Annotated in this window: 17 protein-coding genes; 10 read left to right on the plus strand and 7 right to left on the minus strand. The window is 61.2% G+C overall.

What is annotated here, in order from left to right; translation table 11 throughout:
* Positions 1–22: 22 nt before the first annotated feature.
* Positions 23–697 carry a Crp/Fnr family transcriptional regulator gene (locus B5G03_RS07465; RefSeq protein ID WP_087181106.1) on the minus strand — a complete coding sequence of 225 codons (675 nt, stop codon included), beginning with the start codon at positions 695–697 and terminating at the stop codon, positions 23–25.
* Positions 698–878: 181 nt separating this feature from the next.
* Here B5G03_RS07465 and B5G03_RS07470 point away from each other — a divergent pair, with 181 nt between their 5' ends.
* Entirely contained in the window at positions 879–2,060 is a 1,182-nt protein-coding gene (locus B5G03_RS07470; protein ID WP_087181107.1) for an iron-containing alcohol dehydrogenase, read from the plus strand.
* Between the two features lie 57 nt (positions 2,061–2,117).
* Here the strand turns inward: B5G03_RS07470 and B5G03_RS07475 are convergent, their stop codons facing one another.
* A complete protein-coding gene (locus B5G03_RS07475) occupies positions 2,118–2,990 on the minus strand; it encodes an AraC family transcriptional regulator (RefSeq protein WP_087181108.1) in 873 nt (290 codons plus the stop codon).
* 192 nt (positions 2,991–3,182) lie between these two features.
* On the opposite strand from B5G03_RS07475, the gene bilR reads away from it, so the two are divergent.
* The 5 genes from bilR (at position 3,183) to rlmD (ending at position 9,213) form a co-directional block, all read left to right on the plus strand.
* Positions 3,183–5,105, plus strand: coding sequence for a bilirubin reductase, long form (gene bilR, locus B5G03_RS07480; RefSeq protein WP_087181109.1), 1,923 nt, complete (start codon positions 3,183–3,185; stop codon positions 5,103–5,105).
* Between the two features lie 44 nt (positions 5,106–5,149).
* On the plus strand, positions 5,150–5,764 hold the full coding sequence (locus tag B5G03_RS17630) for a hypothetical protein (RefSeq protein WP_206423613.1): 615 nt from the start codon (positions 5,150–5,152) through the stop codon (positions 5,762–5,764).
* 220 nt (positions 5,765–5,984) lie between these two features.
* Positions 5,985–6,821 (plus strand): AraC family transcriptional regulator, encoded by an 837-nt coding sequence (locus B5G03_RS07490; protein WP_087181110.1) that lies wholly within the window; start codon positions 5,985–5,987, stop codon positions 6,819–6,821.
* Positions 6,822–6,841: 20 nt separating this feature from the next.
* On the plus strand, positions 6,842–7,837 hold the full coding sequence (locus tag B5G03_RS07495; RefSeq protein WP_087181111.1) for a LacI family DNA-binding transcriptional regulator: 996 nt from the start codon (positions 6,842–6,844) through the stop codon (positions 7,835–7,837).
* A 14-nt stretch (positions 7,838–7,851) separates the two neighbouring features.
* Positions 7,852–9,213, plus strand: a complete 1,362-nt coding sequence (gene rlmD, locus B5G03_RS07500) for a 23S rRNA (uracil(1939)-C(5))-methyltransferase RlmD (RefSeq protein ID WP_087181112.1) — start codon at positions 7,852–7,854, stop codon at positions 9,211–9,213.
* Positions 9,214–9,292: 79 nt separating this feature from the next.
* Here rlmD and B5G03_RS07505 read toward each other — a convergent pair whose 3' ends face one another.
* The 3 genes from B5G03_RS07505 to prfB form a co-directional block, all read right to left on the minus strand.
* On the minus strand, positions 9,293–11,845 hold the full coding sequence (locus B5G03_RS07505) for a heavy metal translocating P-type ATPase (protein WP_087181113.1): 2,553 nt from the start codon (positions 11,843–11,845) through the stop codon (positions 9,293–9,295).
* Positions 11,846–11,905: 60 nt separating this feature from the next.
* Positions 11,906–13,057 carry a helix-turn-helix domain-containing protein gene (locus B5G03_RS07510; protein ID WP_087181114.1) on the minus strand — a complete coding sequence of 384 codons (1,152 nt, stop codon included), beginning with the start codon at positions 13,055–13,057 and terminating at the stop codon, positions 11,906–11,908.
* 218 nt (positions 13,058–13,275) lie between these two features.
* Positions 13,276–14,397 carry a peptide chain release factor 2 gene (gene prfB / locus B5G03_RS07515; protein ID WP_087181115.1) on the minus strand — a complete coding sequence of 374 codons (1,122 nt, stop codon included), beginning with the start codon at positions 14,395–14,397 and terminating at the stop codon, positions 13,276–13,278.
* A gap of 187 nt (positions 14,398–14,584) precedes the next feature.
* Here prfB and B5G03_RS07520 point away from each other — a divergent pair, with 187 nt between their 5' ends.
* On the plus strand, positions 14,585–15,646 hold the full coding sequence (locus B5G03_RS07520; RefSeq protein WP_162613367.1) for an RING finger protein: 1,062 nt from the start codon (positions 14,585–14,587) through the stop codon (positions 15,644–15,646).
* Between the two features lie 171 nt (positions 15,647–15,817).
* On the opposite strand, the gene B5G03_RS07525 is transcribed toward B5G03_RS07520, so the two are convergent.
* The gene (locus tag B5G03_RS07525; protein WP_087181117.1) at positions 15,818–17,512 is read right to left on the minus strand and encodes a carbon starvation CstA family protein; all 1,695 of its coding nucleotides are present in this window, start codon (positions 17,510–17,512) and stop codon (positions 15,818–15,820) included.
* 293 nt (positions 17,513–17,805) lie between these two features.
* Positions 17,806–18,024 (minus strand): hypothetical protein, encoded by a 219-nt coding sequence (locus B5G03_RS07530; protein WP_087181118.1) that lies wholly within the window; start codon positions 18,022–18,024, stop codon positions 17,806–17,808.
* 214 nt (positions 18,025–18,238) lie between these two features.
* Here B5G03_RS07530 and rpsF point away from each other — a divergent pair, with 214 nt between their 5' ends.
* Genes rpsF through rpsR form a run of 3 tightly spaced genes read left to right on the plus strand, consistent with a single transcriptional unit; the run spans position 18,239 to position 19,292 of the window.
* The gene (rpsF, locus tag B5G03_RS07535; RefSeq protein ID WP_058966576.1) at positions 18,239–18,523 is read left to right on the plus strand and encodes a 30S ribosomal protein S6; all 285 of its coding nucleotides are present in this window, start codon (positions 18,239–18,241) and stop codon (positions 18,521–18,523) included.
* A gap of 14 nt (positions 18,524–18,537) precedes the next feature.
* Complete coding sequence (locus B5G03_RS07540; protein ID WP_058966578.1) at positions 18,538–19,005, plus strand: single-stranded DNA-binding protein; 468 nt, start codon at positions 18,538–18,540, stop codon at positions 19,003–19,005.
* 32 nt (positions 19,006–19,037) lie between these two features.
* Positions 19,038–19,292, plus strand: coding sequence for a 30S ribosomal protein S18 (gene rpsR, locus B5G03_RS07545; protein ID WP_187120513.1), 255 nt, complete (start codon positions 19,038–19,040; stop codon positions 19,290–19,292).
* The last annotated feature ends 19 nt before the right edge of the window (positions 19,293–19,311 follow it).

Here is a 19,311-nt window from a genome sequence, read left to right on the forward strand (position 1 = left end):
CTTTTCTCTCCCTTGACCCGGCTCAAAATTCCCGGGGCAGCTCCAGCAGTTCAAATTCCTTTTTTCGGCAGCGCAGAATCCCCTGACGCTGAAGCTTGGACAGCTCGGTGCACATGGCGCTCCGGTCCACCGACAGATAATCCGCCAGCTCCTGCCGGTCATAGGGGATGGAGAACCGGGCGCTGCCCGCCCTCTGCGCCTCGCCGGAAAGATAGGACAGCAGCTTTTCCCGGGTGGTTTTCTGGGCCATGTGCTCCACCTTCTGGGTGAGCATCAGGTTGCGTCCCGCCAGCACCTGGGTAAGATTGTGAATCATGCGGGTGTGAAAGCCGCAGGCGGTGGAGCAGGTCTGGAACAGATGGCCCACATCCAGGAACATCACCCGGGTGGTGGCTGCGGCTACCACGCTCACCGTGAGGTTCTCACTACCCAGGCAGGCGTAGGATTCCGCGAACAGCTGCCCCGGTCCGGACGGCCCCAGAATCACCCGGTTGCCCCAGAAATCCTCTTTGATGATATGGGCGGTGCCCTCCAGCACAATGCCCATCCGCCGGGTGGGCTCGCCCCGGTGCAGAATGAACTCTCCCTTTTGATAGGTGTTTACCACCGCGCACAGGCAATCCAGCAGAATGCGAATCTGGTCCGGCTGGATATCCTGGAACAACTGCGACGACTGCAGGATCTGAATGTCTTCCATAAGCGCTCCTTTTGTTGGATTTGCAACTTCTCAACATACTTTGATTGTAATGCGGACTGCCTTACCTGTCAATGCTCCGGCTGTAAAGCCGCTTTTTTCCCTCTCTTGCAAGTCCTCGTTCCCTTTTTGTAAAATAGAAGCAGCAGGGCTTTCCGCCCCGCACAGAAAGGAGCGTTTGACAATGCAGGCATTTGTTTATCATATTCCCACCCGTGTGATCTTCGGCAAGGGAACCGAGGCACAGACCGCGGAGCAAATCAAACAGGCCGGCGCAAAGCGGGTGCTGCTGGTGTACGGCGGCGGCAGCGCAGAGCGCAGCGGCCTGCTGGACCGGATTCAGGCGGACCTTGCCCGGGAGGACATCGCCTACATGACGCTGGGCGGCGTTCAGCCCAATCCCCGGCTGGGGCTGGCCCGGCAGGGTGTGCAGCAGGCCATAGAGTTTGGGGCCGACTTGATCCTGGCGGTGGGCGGCGGCAGCGTGATCGACACCGCCAAGGCCATCGCCCACGGCGCGGCCTGCCCCGGCACCGACATCTGGGAGCTCTGGCTGGGCCGTCAGCCGGTGACCGCCAGCCTGCCGGTGGGTGTGGTGCTGACCATCTCCGCCGCCGGGAGCGAGACCAGCGATTCCGCTGTGCTCACCGATGAAGCCACCGGCACTAAGCGGGGACTGAGCACGCCGTTTAACCGGCCGCTCTTCGCCATTCTGGACCCGGAGCTTACCTACACCCTGCCCCGCTACCAAATCGCCTGCGGTATTGTGGATATCATGATGCACACCATGGACCGGTATTTCACCCCTACCAGGGACAACCAGCTCACCGACGCCTTTGCCGAGGCACTGCTGCGCACGGTGATCGCCAACGGTCCCACCGCTTTGGAGAACAGCCATGATTACCAGGCCATGAGCGAGCTGATGTGGTGCGGCAGCGTTACCCACAACGGGCTCACCGGACTGGGCGCCAAGGTCGACTTCGCGCCCCACAAGCTGGGCCATGAACTGAGCGGCCGGTTCGATGTGGCCCACGGAGCCAGCCTTTCTGCGGTATGGGGGCACTGGGCCCGATACTGCCTGCATCAGGACCCCGCCCGCTTTGCCCGGTTCGGCCGCCAGGTCTGGGGCGTGACCGAGCCGGACGACCAGCGCGCAGCGGAACAGGCCATCCAGCGCACCGTGGACTTCTTCCGTTCTCTGGGCATGCCCACCAGCTTCTCTGAACTGGGCGTGGGCGTGCAGCCGGAGGAGGTACTCTATCAGATGGCGGACAAGGCCACCCGGGGTGATACCTTCCTGCTGGGCAGCTTTTTGCCTCTGAACCGGGAAAAGGCCCTGGAAATCTACCGGCTGGCCAATTGCTGAGTTATTTAAAAAAAATCAATCCCCCGCGCAGCCGGTTTGGCCTGCGCGGGGGATTTTTTATCCATCGCTTTTCTTTGTTTCCGGCATGGCTTTCTCCGGGTATTCCCGGGCGCGCTGGCAGCACTGGCGGTAATATTCCGCCGGGGTCACGCCGAACTCCTGCTTGAAACTGCGCAGCATGGCGCTGTAGCCGGAAAAGCCGCACTGCATCCAGATGGCCGACAGCGGCACCCCGTTGCACAGCAGCTCCCGGCAGCGGCTCAGCCGGGCTTTTATGATGTATTGGTGCAGGGTTTGGCCGGTTCGCTGCTTGAACTGGCGGGCCAGATGCTCTGGGCTCACATAAAAATGAGCGGCCAGATCCTTCAGCTGCAGCGGTTCGGCCAGATGGGCGTTGATGTAGGCGAACACCTCGTCCACCACCAGCCGTTTGCGGCCCACCAGCGCGGTCTTGCGTTCCTCGTTCACGCAGCAGCGCAGCACCCCGGCCACCAGAAGCTCCACCAGCCCCCGGCGGTAGACTCCGCCGGCCAGCGCATCCGGCCGTTCGGTCTCCTTTTGCAGCATGGAATACAGCCGCCGCAGAAGGGTGGCGTTCTGGGTGTTCAGCCGGACCACCGCACACTGGAAGGGCACCACCGAAAAGCAGGCCTCCAGATCGCACCCCGGGCAGGAGATTGCTTCCAATAAGCCCGGCTGCAGCCGCAGCTGCCAGAGCTCCAGCCCTCGTTCCCCCGCGCTGGCCTTTGCCGCGGCGCCCGGCCGCAGCAGGGCAATGCAGTCCGGTCCCAGCGCCGCACTGCGGCCGGACCACTGCAGCCGCCCGCTGCCGCCGTTCACCAGAATCACCAGCTGGCCGCTTTGCGCGTCCAGCTCTTTTTCGCCGCCTGCCTCCAGCGGCCACTGCTTCAGCCGGTACCTCTCTTCCATGGAAATTCCTCCCAATTTTTCTTCCAATCTTTTTATTTATTTTATCAAAAGCGCGCTTTTCCATCAAGTTTTGCGTAATTCACATCAAGAAATGGGATATATTTTTAACAACCGCGGGGCTTATAATGGCCTTAGAAACCGGGCCAAACGCCCGCACCGCTGCTTTTTTGAGATCGGAAAGGAGATCTTACCATGGAACTGCTCACCCCCATCAAGGTTGGCAACATCACCCTGAAAAACCGCATTATGTTCCCCCCGCTGACCACCGGCTATGAAGGCCGCGACGGCAGCATCACCGAACAGAGCAAGGCCTTCTACACCCGCCTGGCCAAGGGCGGCGTTTCCTACATCGTGCTGGGCGACGTGAGCCCCGTGGCCTCCTTCTCCCCCACCCCCCGCCTGTTCCATGACGGCCAGATCGCCGGTTTCAAGGACCTGGCGGACAGCGTACATGCTTACGGTGCCAAGATCGGCGTGCAGATCTTCCACCCGGAATACGATGTGAACGCCCTGATCGAGCTGTTCCAGAAGAAGGACATGATGGGCGTGCGCCAGAAGATGCACCACGACATGGAGCATTACGTGACCGACGTGACCGAAGAGCAGCTGATGGACATCATCCAGAAGATGTGCGACTGCGCCGTTCGCGCCGAAAAGGCCGGCATCGACTTTGTGCAGGTGCACGGCGACCGACTGGTGGGCTGCCTGTGCAGCCCCCTGATGAACCGCCGCACCGACAAGTTCGGCGGCAGCTTCGAGAACCGCACCCGCTTTGCTGTGATGCTGGTCAAGGCCCTGCGCCAGGCGGTTCCCAACATGGGCATCGACTACAAGTTCTCGGTCATCACTCCCGAGCGCGGCAAGGGTGGTATCCCCCTGGCCGAGGCTGTGGACTTCGCCAAGCTGCTGGAGGAGGCCGGTGTGGACATGCTGCACGTGGCCCAGGCCAACCATACCGGCAACATGGCCGACACCATTCCTCCCATGGGCGTGCAGCCCTACGGCTTCTTTGTGGACATCGCCGGTCAGGTGAAGCAGGCCGTGAAGGTTCCCGTGAGCTGCGTGGGCCGCATCATCGATCCCGAGATGGCCGAGCGCGCTCTGGACAGCGGCAAGGCCGACATCGTTGCGCTGGGCCGTCCCCTGCTGTGCGACCCTGACTGGGTGGCCAAGCTGGAAGCCGGCAAGGGCTGCGACATCCGCCGCTGCATCTCCTGCAACAAGGGCTGCACCGACAACATCCAGAACCGCAGCTTCCTGTCCTGCGTGCTGAATGCGGAGAACGGCTACGAGCTGACCCGTTCCATCACTCCCGCTCAGACCAAAAAGAAGGTTGCTGTGATCGGCGGCGGTGTGGCCGGTATGGAGGCTGCCCGTGTGGCCGCTGCCAAGGGCCACGAGGTGGTTCTGTTCGAGAAGAGCGCCCAGCTGGGCGGCCAGCTGAACATCGCCTGCGTACCTCCCCGCAAGGAGGAGATGCGCCGTGCCACTGCCAACCTGGTGCATGAGGTCACCAGCGCCGGTGTGACCCTGCGCATGGGCAAGGCCGTCACCGCCGAGGACGTGCTGGCCGAGAAGCCGGACGCCGTGATCCTGGCTGTGGGCGCTTCCAGCTTTGCCCCCGCCATTCCCGGCAAGGAAAACACCAACGTGTGCGACGCCTGGCAGGTTCTGGCCGGCGCCCAGCAGGTCTACGGCAAGGTTGCCGTGATCGGCGGCGGCATGGTGGGCTGCGAGACCGCAGAGTATCTGGCCGAGCGTGGCTGCAAGGTAAGCGTTGTGGAGATGATGGACAAGATCGCCAACGGCGAGAGCAACACCATTCTGCCCACCCTGATGGAGAACTACACCCGCTACGGCGTGGAGCAGTACGTGAACCACAAGGTCAGCCAGATCGCCCTGGACCACATCCTGTGCGAGGATAAGGACGGCAACACCGTGACCATCCCCTGTGACTATGTGGTTCTGGCTGTGGGCGCCCGCCCGGTGGCCTTTGACGCCGAGCCCCTGAAGGCTGCCGGTATCCCGGTGATCGCCGTGGGCGACTGCGGCGAGCGCGCTGCGGACATTTCCAACGCCATCCGCACCGCCTACGACGCTGCCAACAGCCTGTAATCCCTTTCCTGTACTGATTGATAAAAGGAGAATTCTGTATCATTATGAAAAAGCTTGCCATTGCACTGCTCACCCTGACCCTGGTCTTCAACCTCTGCGCCTGCGGCCAGAGCAGCAGCTCCGCTGCGAGCGCCTCTTCCACCACCTCCACCAGCGCCGCTTCCAGCGAAGCTTCCTCCAGCGAGGTTTCCTCCTCTGAGGCTGCTTCCAGTGAGGCTGCCGCCAGCGAGACCGCTGTTTCCGCCGACGCTGCCGCCACCGCCAGCGCCACCACCGGCCTGTACACCAATCTGGACCAGGCCGCTCTGCTGGAGGCCATCGGCCAGTTCAAGGGCCTGTGCAATGTGTCCACCGTGAATGCGGACGGCACCCCCAACATTGCCATCTTCGTGCCCGGCGTGGCCGACGACAGCCACATCTTCTTCAACTGGGCCGACAATGCCACCAAGGCCAACGTGCTGCGCGAGAAGACCGCCATCATGAGCTACGACATCGCCGACCCCACCGCCGAGGAGAAGGCCGGCCGCCACTCCGGCGCCGTGGTCAAGCTGGAGCTGGAGGAGGACGCCGAGGTCCTGGCTCAGCTGCAGGAGGCCAACGAATCCGTGAGCGAAGCCAGCGTGGTTCTCAAGATCGTTGAGGTCCTGCCGGTGGGCTGATCCCCCCTGTTTTTTGCACCAATCTTTCATGCCGTGCCCCTGTTTTTCGGGGGTACGGCATTTTTTATGGACTTTTGTTGAATTTTCTGTTATACTGGGTATCAATGCGGAAGCCTGCCGGAAAGTCCCCCGTTTGACTCCGGCCCACAGGCCGCGCCTTTCACCGCGTGCCCCGGCTGCCGCTTTTTCCTTTTTGATACCTTGCGGAGGTGCCTTCGTTATGGCGGAAACCTACAAACAATCCTTCAAACAGCACTACACGGATAATGTGGAACTGTCCATCTTCAACTGCGGACTGCAGTCCTGTGCGCCCTCTCATGCCTGGGGCCCCGGTGTGCGGGACCATTACCTGATCCACCTGGTGGTGAGCGGCCACGGTCAGTACACCATGAACGGCCGCAGCTTCACTCTGGGCCCCGGGGACCTGTTTCTGGTCAAGCCCAACCAGCTGGTGAGCTACTGCGCCGACGCAAACGACCCCTGGGAATACTACTGGGTGGGCTTCAACGGCGCTTTCGCCAACAAGCTGGTGCAGCAGACCCCCTTCACCGATCAATCCCCCGTGTATCACTGCGGAGAGTCGGAATCCCTGAAGCAGGCGCTGCGCTCCATCTACGATTGCCGCGGCCCGGAATCCCACCACGAAGCTGCCATGGTGGGCCATTTGTATCTGTTTTTGTCCTGCCTGATGAAGCAGGCCCACGAGTGCGATCCCCGGGTGAGCAACACCAGCTCCCAGTATGTGCACGGAGCCATCAAGTACATTCAGTTCAACTATTCCCACGACATCAGCATTGACGACATTGCCAAGGCGGTGGGCGTGAGCCGCAGCCACCTGTACCGGGTGTTCATGAGCAATGTGGGCCAGAGTCCCATCGACTACCTGACCAACTACCGCATCGGCGAGGCCTGCAATCTTCTGCGGGATTCCAAGCTTTCCATCGCCGAGATCGCCGTTTCCGTGGGCTTTTTCGATCAGTTCTATTTCTCCCGGGTCTTTAAAAAGACCAAGGGCGTACCGCCCAGCCGCTATCTGAGCAGCATCGAAAAGCCTTGACCCATTCAGGAGACCTGCCAATGAAACGAATCGCGCTTATCCTTGCCAAGCTGTTTGCCGTCTGCGCCGCTCTGGGGCTGTGCGTCGTGCTGTATCTGTTCAGCGTGGGTTACTTTGACCCTCAGCCCGCCATCGGCTACCTGCACTCGCCCAAGGAGCTGCCCTATGTGGATCTGGACGCACTGGAGGACCGCTTTGAAGAAAACGGAGTCCGGTTTCTTTTGGGGGATGAATCCGCCGGCTACGAGCCCGCTGCCCGGGAGCTGATCGAGCAGGGCGCGCAGGTACTGATCGTGAGCGAGGACGAGGACATTCTGGACCCGGCGCTTCTGCGCCTTGCCCGCCGCCACAGCGTACCGCTGGTGGTGGTCGGCCGCAGCCCTCAGCTGCAGGAGATGGAGGATTACGACAAGCTGTGGTATGTGGGCAGCAATCCCGCGCTGGGCGGCGAGCTGCTGGGCGAGGAGATGGCCATGGGCTTCCGTGACGGCGCCATTGCGGACGCAAACGGCGACCTGCTGCTGCAATACAGCCTTTATCTGAGCGACATCGGTCCCTATCACCAGGCGCTGAGCTACTATGCCCTGCAGGAATGCGAGCATTACGGGGTATATTCCAATCTTCTGGAATACCTGGACGAGAACGACGATCCCCTGCCCTTCACCGCCGAGGCTCTGGCCGGGCAGCAAAAGCCGGAACTGCTTTTGTGCACCACCGCCGGGGATGCCCGGTTCCTGTATGATCTTGCCGGGCAGCTGGGCTGGCTGGAGGGCGACGCGCCGGTGCGCATCGCCGCCGTGGCCGAGAATCCCGAGCTGGCCCAGGCGCTGGTGGACGACGGCGTTGCCGTAGCCGCCTCTTACTACGACATTGACCAGATCACCCAGGTGGCCGGACAACTGGCGCTGAATGCGCTGAACAGTCAGTTCGCGGGCCAGGGCCTGGAGCTGCAGCCCGACGAGACCGGCCGGTTCTTCATCCCCTTCGGCCTGGTCACCACCATTGAAGACGAATAAAAAGGAGCGTTTTTGTGCCCATTCACAAGAATTCCATCATCCCATTGACCATCGAGAGCCTTTCCAGCGACGGCAGCGGCGTGGCCCATTACGAGGGCAAGGCAGTGTTTGTGCCCGCCACCGCCCCCGGCGACGTGCTGAATGCCCGCATCGTGAAAGATATGGGTCGCTATTCCTTCGCCATCGTGGAGGAAATGCTGCAGCCCTCCCCCGCCCACATTGAGCCGGACTGCCCGGTCTGCAAGCCCTGCGGCGGCTGCTGCTTCCGCCATCTGAACTACGAAACCGAGGCCCGGGCAAAGCAGAGCTTTGTGGAGGATGCCTTCCGGCGCATCGGCGGGCTGGACACCCCGGTGCTGCCCATTCTGCCCTCTCCGCTGGAGGAGCGGTACCGCAACAAGGTTCAGTTTCCGGTGGGGCTGGACGCAGACGGCCACGTGATCGCGGGCTTTTACGCAGGCCGCACCCACCGCATTGTCCCCTGTGCCGACTGCAAATTGCAGCCCGCAGAGCTGAATCAGATTGCCTCCTTTGTATGCGAGTTCATGGAAGCTCACGGCACTGCCCCCTATCAGGAGGAGAAGCACACCGGCCTTGTGCGCCACATTTTCCTGCGCAAGGGCTGGCACAGCGGCGAGATTCTAGTCTGCCTGGTGGTCAACGGCCGCAAGCTGCCCCATGCTCAGGAGCTGTGCGCGGCACTGACCGAGCAGTTCCCTGCCATCCGCAGCATCGTGCTGAATGTGAACCGCCAGAAAACCAACGTGATCACCGGTCTGGAGAACATTTCTCTGTACGGGCCCGGTTACATCGAAGATACCCTGTGCGGCGTGCCGGTACGGCTGGGGCCGCTCTCCTTCTATCAGGTGAACACTCCCGCCGCCGAGCAGCTGTACGGCGTGGCCCGGCAGTTTGCTCAGCTGGAGCCCGGCGACACCCTGCTGGACCTCTACTGCGGCATGGGCACCATCGGGCTCTCCATGGCGGCGGACTGCAAGGAGCTGATCGGCGTGGAGATCATTCCCGAAGCGGTGGAGAGCGCCAAGCTCAACGCGGCCGCCATGGGTGTGGAGAACGCCCGCTTCTTCTGTGCGGACGCGGGCAAGGCCGCCGCAAAGCTGGCGGACGAGGGCCTGCGGCCGGATGTGGTCTGCCTGGACCCGCCCCGCAAGGGCTGTGACGAGGCGACCCTGAACGCGGTAATCGCCATGGGGCCCCGGCGCATTGTAATGGTGAGCTGCAACCCGGCCACCGCCGCCCGGGACTGCCGGTATCTGGCCGACCGGGGCTACCGCCCGCTGCGGGCGCAGCCCGCGGACCTGTTCCCCCGCACGAAACATTGTGAGTGCGTGATCGAGCTGGTCAGGGAAAACTGATTTTTCCAACAGTAATACGAAACAAAAAGGCACGCAGCCCTTCAACCGGCTGCGTGCCTTTTTCTGTTTGCTCTGCGGCTTATTCGATGCCGGTCACTTCGTAGCCCGCCTCGGTCACGGCGGCGGCCAGGGTCTCGTTGGGCACATCGGCGCTCAGGGTCACCCGGGCGCACTTGCCTTCCAGGTCCGCCACGGCCTGAACGCCCTCGATGGCGTTTAGGGCTTTCTCCACGTGGGCGGTGCAGTGGTTGCACATCATGCCCTCAATGTGAATCGTCTTTTCCATGTGTAAAACTCCTTTCGGCGGCTGTGCCGCGGGAATATGAGGGGTTGCCTCCTCACTGGGCAGGGCGGCGAATTCCGCCCGGCTTGCTTTGAAGAAGTTGAGCCGCAGCGCGTTGGATACTACGCACACGCTGGAAAGGCTCATGGCGGCGGCCCCGATCATGGGGTTCAGCACCAGACCAAGGCCATAGAACACACCGGCCGCCACCGGAATGCCGATGCTGTTGTAGAAGAAGGCCCAGAACAGGTTCTCCCGAATGGTGCGGATGGTGGCCCGGGACAGCCGCAGCGCGTTCACCAGGTCCCACAGGTCGCTCTTCATCAGCACCACATCGGCGCTGTCGATGGCCACGTCGGTGCCCGCACCGATGGCGATGCCCACATCCGCCCGGGCAAGGGCCGGGGCGTCGTTCACGCCGTCGCCCACCATGGCCACCCGGCGGCCCTGGGCCTGCAGTGCGCGCACTTGGGCTTCCTTGTCCTGGGGCAGCACCTCGGCCACCACCTGCTCGATGCCCAGGCGGCTCTGGATGGCCGCGGCCGTGCGGGCATTGTCGCCGGTGAGCATGACCACGGTCAGGCCCATGGCCTTCAGTTGGCGGATGGCCGCCGCACTGGTGGGCTTGATGGGGTCTGCCGCCGCCACAATACCCAGCAACCGTTTGCCGCTGGCAAAGAACAGCGGGGTCTTGCCCTGCCGGGCCAGCTCCTCGGCCCGCTTTTCCGCATCGCCCATCTCCACGCCGGATTCCTGCATCAGCCGGGCATTGCCCGCCAGACACTCCACGCCGCCCAGGGTAGCCCGCAGGCCCCGGCCGGGCAGCGCCTCAAACCGTTCCGGGCTGGGCAGCTCGGCACCCTCCGCCGCACTCAGAATCGCCTCGGCCAGCGGGTGCTCACTGGGCTTTTCCAGACTGGCGGCAAGGCCCAGCAGCTCGCCCTCGCTCTGGCCCGCCAGCGGGATGAGGTCAGTCAGCACAGGCTTGCCTGCGGTGATGGTGCCGGTCTTGTCCAGCACCACGGTATCGATCTTGTGGGCGTTTTCCAGCGCCTCGGCATTCTTATAAAGGATATTCAGCCGGGCACCCTTGCCGGTGCCCACCATGATGGCCACCGGAGTGGCCAGGCCCAGTGCACAAGGGCAGCTGATGACCAGCACCGAAATGGCCCGGGCCAGCGCGAACTCCAGCCCCTGGCCCAGCAGCATCCAAACCACAAAGGCCAGCAGTGCGATGCCCATGACCACCGGCACGAAGACGCCGCTGACCCGGTCGGCCAGCTTGGCAATGGGGGCCTTGGTGGCAGCGGCATCCTGTACCAGGGCAATGATCTGGGCAAGGGTGGTATCCTCGCCCACCTTTTGGGCCTGGAAGGTAAAGCTGCCCGCCTTGTTCAGCGAAGCAGCGATGACCTTGTCGCCGGGGCCTTTTTCCACCGGGATACTCTCGCCGGTGACGGCGGCCTCGTCCACGCTGGACAGGCCCGCAAGCACCACGCCGTCCACCGGGATGCGCATGCCGGGCTTGATGACCACGGTATCGCCCACAGCCACCTCAGCTGCCGGGATCTCCACCTCCTGTCCCTGCCGCAGCACCAGCGCGGTCTTGGGGGCAAGGTCCATCAGCGCCCGGATGGAGGCGCTGGTGCGCCCCTTGGCCCGCGCTTCCAGATATTTGCCCAGAGTGATCAGGGTCAGAATGGTTCCGGCGGACTCAAAGTACAGATCCATCCGGTAACGGTCCACCAGAGCCAGATCGCCGCTGCCCAGACCCCAGCCGATGCGGTACAGGGCAAACACGCCGTAGATCACCGCCGCGCCGCTGCCCAGGGCGATCAGGCTGTCCATGTTGGGCGAGCGATGCCAAAGACTTTTCAGACCAACCTGGAAAAACTTGCGGTTCAGATAGAGAATGGGCAGCACCAGCAGCAGCTGGGTCAGAGCAAAGGGCACCGCACCCGCCTGCCCGTGCATCCAGGCAGGCAGCGGCATTCCCATCATGTGGCCCATGGACACGTACATCAGCGGCACCAGGAACACCAGCGAAGCGATGAGCCGGTGCTTCATCCCGGCCAGCTCGGCGGCCACCGGGTCTTCGTCATCGGCCTGCTGCCCGGCCGTTTTTGCAGCCGCCGGGGCATTGGCCGGGCTTGCGCCGTAGCCTGCCTGCTCCACCGCCTTGCAGATGCCCGCGGCATCCAGTGCATTCTCGTCGTATTCCACTTGCATGGAATTGGCCAGCAGGTTCACCTGGGCGCTTTTCACGCCGGGCAGCTTGTTCACCGCCCGTTCCACCGCCGCCGAGCAGGCCGCACAGCTCATGCCGGTCACGTTGTATTTTTCCTTCACGGGTCTTCCCCCCACTTTCTAGAATTGATTCCGATTCTATTATAGCGCCTTCCTCGCTTCTTACACAATGGAGGTGCAGTTTGAATCAGGTTCTGTTTTTTCAACTCCGGTTCCAGCTGCGCAGGAACTTTCCTCCGCGCGGGCAGCATGCACCGCCTGTTCCAGCCGCTCCACCTCCCGACGCCAGGCCGGGCTTTCGGTGAGCTGGGGCGGCAGATTCGCTTCGCTGAGCATCTGTAAAGCGTTCTGCATCAAAAAGGCTCTGCTCACTTCGCCGCCGCAGGACGGACAGCTGCCGCCGCAGTCACCCTCCGGGGCTCGAATTGTATCTGCTACAAACCGCTCAGTCTCTCGCTGAGCCTCCGACCACCGGCCAAGGCCCGCGTACAGCTCCACCCGGCGCAGCGAGGCCACCCGCCCGATCCCCTGCCCACCTTCCGGGTTCGGGAACTGCTCGATCAGCCGGTCGATCCGGTCCAACAGATCCAGCTGCTTTTGCCTGTCGCCCCGCTGTTTGGCAATATTCGCAAGCCCCAGCAGGCTGAGCTGAGCGTTGTGCAGATGAACAGACAGATTCGCCGTTTCCAGCTGTTCGGCCTCGTCCAGCTTGCCCTGCCGCAGCAGGATGGACGCCCGCATATTCTGGGCGTCCTGATTGCAGCCGGGCAGCCGGTCCAGCGTGGCCATGGCATCGTCCAGCCGGTCCTCCAGCACATACAGCCCCGCCAGCGACAAAAGCGCCGCCCGCTGGCTTTCTTCATCGGTGAGCGCACAGGCCCGCTCCATCAGCTGGATGGCCCGGCGTAGCTGCCTGCTGGCCTGCTCCTCCTGGCCGCTCACCGCCAGATATTTGGCATACAGCCCGCCGCAGCGAAACGCCAGATATAGATCGCCGGGATATTCCCGCAGCCGCCCCTCGCAGAAATCCCAGGCCTTCTGCCACTGGCCCGCCTGGAACATGCACTCGGCGGTCTCGCCCAGTGTGTCCACCTCCTGCTCGGTGAGCTGAGGCTTGAAGTCCAGCAGCTCGTCCGGGGTGCAGTCCAGCGCGCGGGCCAGCGGGCAGAGCAAAGCCACATCGGGCAAGGCGCTGGCGGTCTCCCACTTGCTCACCGCCGCGCTGCTCACTCCCACCAGCTGTGCCAGCTGCTCCTGGGTCATGCCTTTGGCGCGGCGTTTTGCCTGGATCACCTTTCCCATGTTCTGTTCCATCGTCTCTTCCCCTTTCCCGGCACCCGGCCGGCGGTATTCTCTTGTTCTGATTTTATGCTACCATGGTTTTGGCTCCGGCACAATGGAGCCGTTTTACGAACAGCAGTTGAAAAACAGGAGTGCTATTCCAGATTCTCGCAAAAATGCGTGCAGAAAAGGCACAGGGCAAATCCCCTGTGCCTTTTGACTGTTTGATATAACCGCTGTGTGCGGAACAATTATACGTCCTGCAGCTCGTTCCGGCTGGCAGCCTTCAGATAGGCATTGATGAAGCCGTCCAGATCGCCGTCCATCACAGCCTGCACGTTGCCGCTCTCGTAACCGGTGCGGTGGTCCTTGACCATGGTGTAGGGCATGAACACGTAGCTGCGGATCTGATGGCCCCAGGCGATCTCCTTCTGAACGCCCTTGATGTCGCTGATCTTATCCAGGTGCTCCTGCTCCTTGATCTGATACAGCTTGGAAGCCAGCATCTTCATGGCAGTATCGCGGTTCTGGAACTGGCTGCGTTCGGTCTGGCAGCTCACCACGATGCCGGTGGGCTTATGAATCAGACGAACCGCAGAAGAGGTCTTGTTGATGTGCTGGCCGCCGGCGCCGGAGGAACGGAACACCTGCATCTCAATGTCCTCGGGGCGGATGTCCACCTGGATGCTGTCGTCCATCTCAGGCATTACCTCCAGGGAGGCAAAGCTGGTCTGACGGCGGCTCTGGCTGTCGAAGGGGGACACGCGCACCAGGCGGTGCACGCCGTTCTCACTCTTCAGCATACCGTAGGCGTTGGCGCCCTCCACCAGGATGGAGGCGCTCTTCAGGCCGGCCTCGTCGCCGTCCTGGTAGTCCAGGGTGGAAACCTTGTAGCCGTGGGCCACGCCCCAGCGGTTGTACATACGGAACAGCATGTCGGCCCAGTCCTGCGCCTCGGTGCCGCCGGTGCCTGCATGGAAGGTGAGGATGGCGTTGTTCTTGTCGTACTCGCCGCTGAGCAGGGTGATCATCTGCAGCTCGTCCACTGCATGGGCCACCGCCTCCACGGCGCTCTCGGCCTCGGGAATCAGGTCCGGATCGTTTTCTTCCTCGCACAGCAGCAGCATGGTCTCGGCATCGTCGTACAGGCTCTTCAGCTTGGTGTAGCGCTCCAGCTTGCCCTTCAGAGAGCTCATCTCGGCAAATACCTTCTGGCTGGCCTCGGTGTCATCGTAAAAGCCGGGCATGGTCATTTTATGCTCCAGCTCGGCCACCCGCTTCTCGCTGGCGGCAATGGCCAGGGCGTCGCCCAGCTCGTCCACCGCGCTCTTGTGGCCGCCCATCTGCATTTTCAGTTCGTCGATCGTGATCATATGGGAAAACCTTTCTGTTATAAAATATACATGAATACAAAATTATACAGCTATCAGTATACCGAAAAATCCTGCCAAAAGCAAGGGGGAAGCCGCTTCGCCTGCGGGATTTTTGTTTTGCATTTTCCAGCGATTTGCGCTAAAATGTGTTTACATGTATTTTTCCCCATCTGGGAGGTTTATTGATATGTCTAACTACATCGGCTGCAAGTGCCCTGTGTGCCAGCAGCCCTTCACGGAAACCGACGATATTGTGGTCTGCCCTGAGTGCGGCGCCCCTTACCATCGGGCCTGCTACCAGAAACAGGGCGGCTGTGTGTACGCTGCCAAGCACGGCACCGGCTTTGAGTGGAAGCCTGACCCCGCTGCCAGCCAGGCGGCAGAGGCGGGCCGGGCGGATTCCGCCCGCTATTCCGACCCGCAGCTGTCCTGCCCGGTATGCGGCGCGCCCAACCCGGCCACCGGCCTGTTCTGCGAGAACTGCGGCGCACCCCTGCGCGGCATGCCGGACCGGCGCGGCCAGGCCACGGGCCAGACTCCCCCGCCCTATGGCGGCTTCGGCGGCGGGCAGGTTCCGCCCCAGTACGGCCCGGGCTCCGGCCAGCAGGACCCCTTCGCTGCCAATGAGCCGAACTACTCCAATCCTTTTGGTGCATTTCAGGCAAACTTCATCCCCGGCGGCCTGCGTGTGGACCCGGAAGAGGAGCTGGAGGGCGTAAAGGCCCGCCATTGGGCAGCCTATCTGGGCAAAAATGCCGCCTACTATCTGGCCAATTTCAAGGCCATGCAGGCAACCGGACGCAAGATCTCGGCCTCGTTTGCCGCCTTCTTCTTTGGCCCCTTTTACTTCTTCTACCGCAAGATGTGGACCGAAGGCCTGTTGCTGCTGGCCATCAATGCAGTGCTGCGCATCCCCGTGGTGCTTCAGCTCATGGTCTACTCGGGCCATCCCATGGCGGCGGCCATTCCTGAGCAGCCGCTGAACATTCTGCTGGCGGTGTCCAGCACATTGAACATCCTGCTCATGTTCCTGCAGGGCATGTTCGCACTCTGGCTTTACCGCAGGCGTGGTGCGGCAAACATCCGCCGGATTCTGGAAAATTCCCAGGACGCTGACCCCACTGCCGCTCTGACCAAGGCGGGCGGCGTGAGTGTGGCGGGCGCTGTGATCAGCGTGGCGGTCTGCATGGCGCTCATCTACGCCATCTCCATGTTTGCGCTGTGGCCGGTCTTGATCACTATGATGTAACCCCATTCCTACAAACGATCCCCGGCCAAGCTGGATACAGTCTTCGCTGGGGATCTTCTTTTATACATAATTATATATAACAGCAAAGCGCCCGTTCCGAAAAAATGCGGAACGGGCGCTTTGTCCTTGCTTTTGGGGGTGTCTATCCTTCCATCCGGTCAATAACCGGAATCAGGCGGCAGTGGTCTCGCTGTTTTTGCGGGCGGCAGCATAGGCGCGCAGCGAGTTGATCACGATGGTCAGGCCCAGCGCGATGAGCAGCACCGCCAGAATCAGCTGCAGGCCCTCCACCAGGAAGGCGGCGCTGCCTGCCTGGTAGGCCTTGATCAGGGCGATCAGGCGCTGCACCAGAGCGGTGAAGGTAACGCAGAGCATGATGACCAGCGGCGGGAACAGCATCTTGTTGCTGCGGCCGGTAACCTTCAGGAACACGCACAGAGTGACCAGCACCAGTGCGCTGAGCAGCTGGTTGGCAGAGCCAAACAGGGGCCAGATGTTGGAATAGCCGATGCGGGTGAGCACAAAACCGCCCGCCAGAGTGATGATGGTGGCAAAGTAGGTGTTGCACAGCAGCTTGCGCCAGCCCTCTGCCTTGCTCATATCATCCAGGCTGAACAGCTCCTGGAAGCTCATGCGGCCGATGCGGGCCACCGCGTCCAGGCTGGTCAGCGCCAGAGCGGACACACACATGGTCATAAAGCACTGGGCCACATAGACAGGCACACCGAACATCTGGAAGAAACCAGCCACGCCGTTGCTGAACACCTGGAAGGGCGTACCGGCTGCGGGGGTACCGTCCGCCGCGGCAGCTGCACCGGCCACGCACAGGGCCAGCACCGCCAGCAGGCTTTCCAGCACCATGGCGCCGTAGCCTACTTTGAGCATGTCCTTCTCATTGCTCACGGTCTTGGAGGAGGTACCGGAGGATACCAGACTGTGGAAGCCTGACACCGCACCGCAGGCCACGGTAACAAACAGGATCGGGAACAAGGTTCCCAGGCTTTCATTGTTGAAACCGGTGTAAACCGGCAGGTTCATGGTGGGATGTGCCACCAGCAGACCCAGCACCGCACCGGCGATCATGCCGATGAACATAAAGGTGGTCATATAGTCGCGGGGCTGTTTCAGCAGCCACATGGGCAGCACCGCCGCGAAGAAAATGTAGATAAAGGTAATGTAGACCCAGGCTTCCTTGCCTGCGATCAGAGGCATGGCCATGCCCAGAGCCAGAGCAGCCACGGTGCAAACCAGGCCCACAGCGCCTTCCTTCCAACCGGTGAAGACGAACTTTTTCTGCAGCAGGCCGAAGACCATGGCAAACACAATGAACAGCAGGCTGATGGTACCGGCGGCACCGTTCACCTGAGCAGCTTCGGCCAGAACGCCGGGCTCCGTATAGGCGTTAAAGGTACCGGCCACCATGTCCGCAAAGGCGGCAATGACCAACAGGGTGAACAGCCAGCAGAACAGCAGGAACAGCTTGCGGCCCAGCTTACCGATGTATTTCTCGATCAGAAGGCCCATGGAGCGGCCCTCATTCTTCACACTGGCATACAGTGCGCCGAAGTCGGTGACTGCGCCAAAGAAAATGCCGCCCAGCAGAATCCACAGCAGCACCGGCAGCCAGCCGAAAGCCGCCGCCTGGATGGCGCCGGTGACCGGGCCTGCACCCGCAATGGAGGAAAATTGGTGGCTGAACACGGTCCAGCCATCGGTGGGCACATAGTCTTTGCCGTCCTTATGGCGCACGGCGGGCGTCTCGGCCTTGGGGTCGATGCCCCAGGTCTTGGCCAGCCAGCGGCCGTAGAGGGCATAGGCGCACACCAGGCACACCGCAGCGATCAGCACGATGACAAGCGTATTCATGATTCGTTTTCTCCCCTTCTATGAAGTGTCTGCCCACGGCACGTCCGCCCGCATTCGCACATTGCCGTGGTAGTGATTTCTAAGTTTATCCAGTTAAAGCGAGAATGTCAACAGAGTTTACCATTTTTTGGAGAAACGCCATGAGTTTTGCCCTAGCGGGCTCTGTTCGTTGTCCATTTTGACAATATATTTTGTCTGCATTTTCAACATTTTACGTCTGCATTACCCGCAAATATGAAAAAGGAGCCGAAAAAATGTTTCCAGGCTCCCGTTTTCTTTGCACAGTGTGCAGGCTATTGCTGCAAAAATTTTTTCAGTCCCTTTCCCGCCAGCCAGCTGCCCGGCACAAGCAGCAGCGGCACCCCCAAAAGAGCAAACAAAAACAGCACATTCTCCCATGCGATCGCCTGCCCGCTGCAGGCAAGACCGATCAATGCCCAGTAAATCTTCCAGAGCAGCAGAAAACTTGCCGCATAAAGCAGCGCCATGAGTTTTCGTTCATTCACCTTCATTTGCACCGGCCTCCCCTTTTCTTTTGATCAGTTTTATTGTATCATAAAATGCAGACTCATTGTATCGGGCCGGAGCGCAAAAAAGCTGATATTTTTTCAAAAAACAGCTTGACACTGACGTTCTATGTTTGATATAATGAGTTGCTGCCTTGCGAAGGGCAGTGATCCTTGCCCGGTTTTGCCGGGCCATAAGTCCAAAAGGAGGTGCACAGAAATGGCAAAGTATGAGACCATGCTGGTTACCAGCGCTGCTCTCGATGAGGAGGCTTCCACCGCTCTGGTTGGCAAGTTCAAGAGCCTGATCGAGGCCAATGGTACCATCGATTCTGTTGACGATTGGGGCAAGCGCCGTCTGGCTTATCCCATCAACGACGAGGAAGAAGGCGTCTACACCGTGATTAAGTTCACCAGCGAGCCCTCTTTCCCCGCCGAGCTGGATCGCGTTTACAAGATCACCGACGGCGTACTGCGTACGATGATCGTGGCCGAGGCTGAATAAGGAGGCATTTTTCAATGCTGAACGTTGTAGCTTTGATGGGCCGGCTCGTGGCCGACCCTGAACTGCGCCACACCCCCCAGGGCGTTAGCGTGACCACCTTTACCATCGCCGTGGACCGCAGCTTTGTGCGGCAGGGCGAGCAGCGTCAGGCTGATTTCATTGATATCGTTGCCTGGCGTTCCACCGCTGAGTTCGTTTGCAAGTATTTCCAGAAGGGCTCCCTGATCGCCGTTGACGGCAGCATTCAGACCCGGAGCTATCAGGATAAGAACGGCAACAACCGCAAGGCGTTTGAGATCGTTGCGAACAACGTGAACTTCGCCGGCGGCAAGGGCGGCAGCGGAAACGGTAATGGCGGTGCTTACAGCAGCGCCCGCCCGGAATACACTCGCGAGGCTCCCATGGAGGCAGCCCCCACTTACTCCGCCGGCAGCAATGATGATTTTGCTGTGATCGACGAAGGCGAGGATCTTCCGTTCTAACATGAATCGATTCTAACAGGAGGTAACAAGCCATGGCTTTTGAGAGAACCGAAGGCCGTCCCCAGCGCCCCATGCGCCGCGGCCGTAAGAAGGTTTGCAGCTTTTGCGTAGACCGTGTTGAGCACATCGATTACAAGGATGTTGCTCGCCTGCGCAAGTACGTCAGCGAGCGTGCGAAGATCATTCCCCGCCGCGTGACCGGTACCTGCGCGTTCCATCAGCGTGAACTGACCGTCGCCATCAAGCGCGCCCGTCACGTTGCTCTGATGCCCTACGTGAGCGACTAATCGTTGCACCGATCCCCTG

The sequence above is a fragment of the Gemmiger sp. An50 genome (assembly GCF_002161595.1).
In the GTDB taxonomy this organism is placed as follows: Bacteria; Bacillota; Clostridia; order Oscillospirales; family Ruminococcaceae; genus Allofournierella.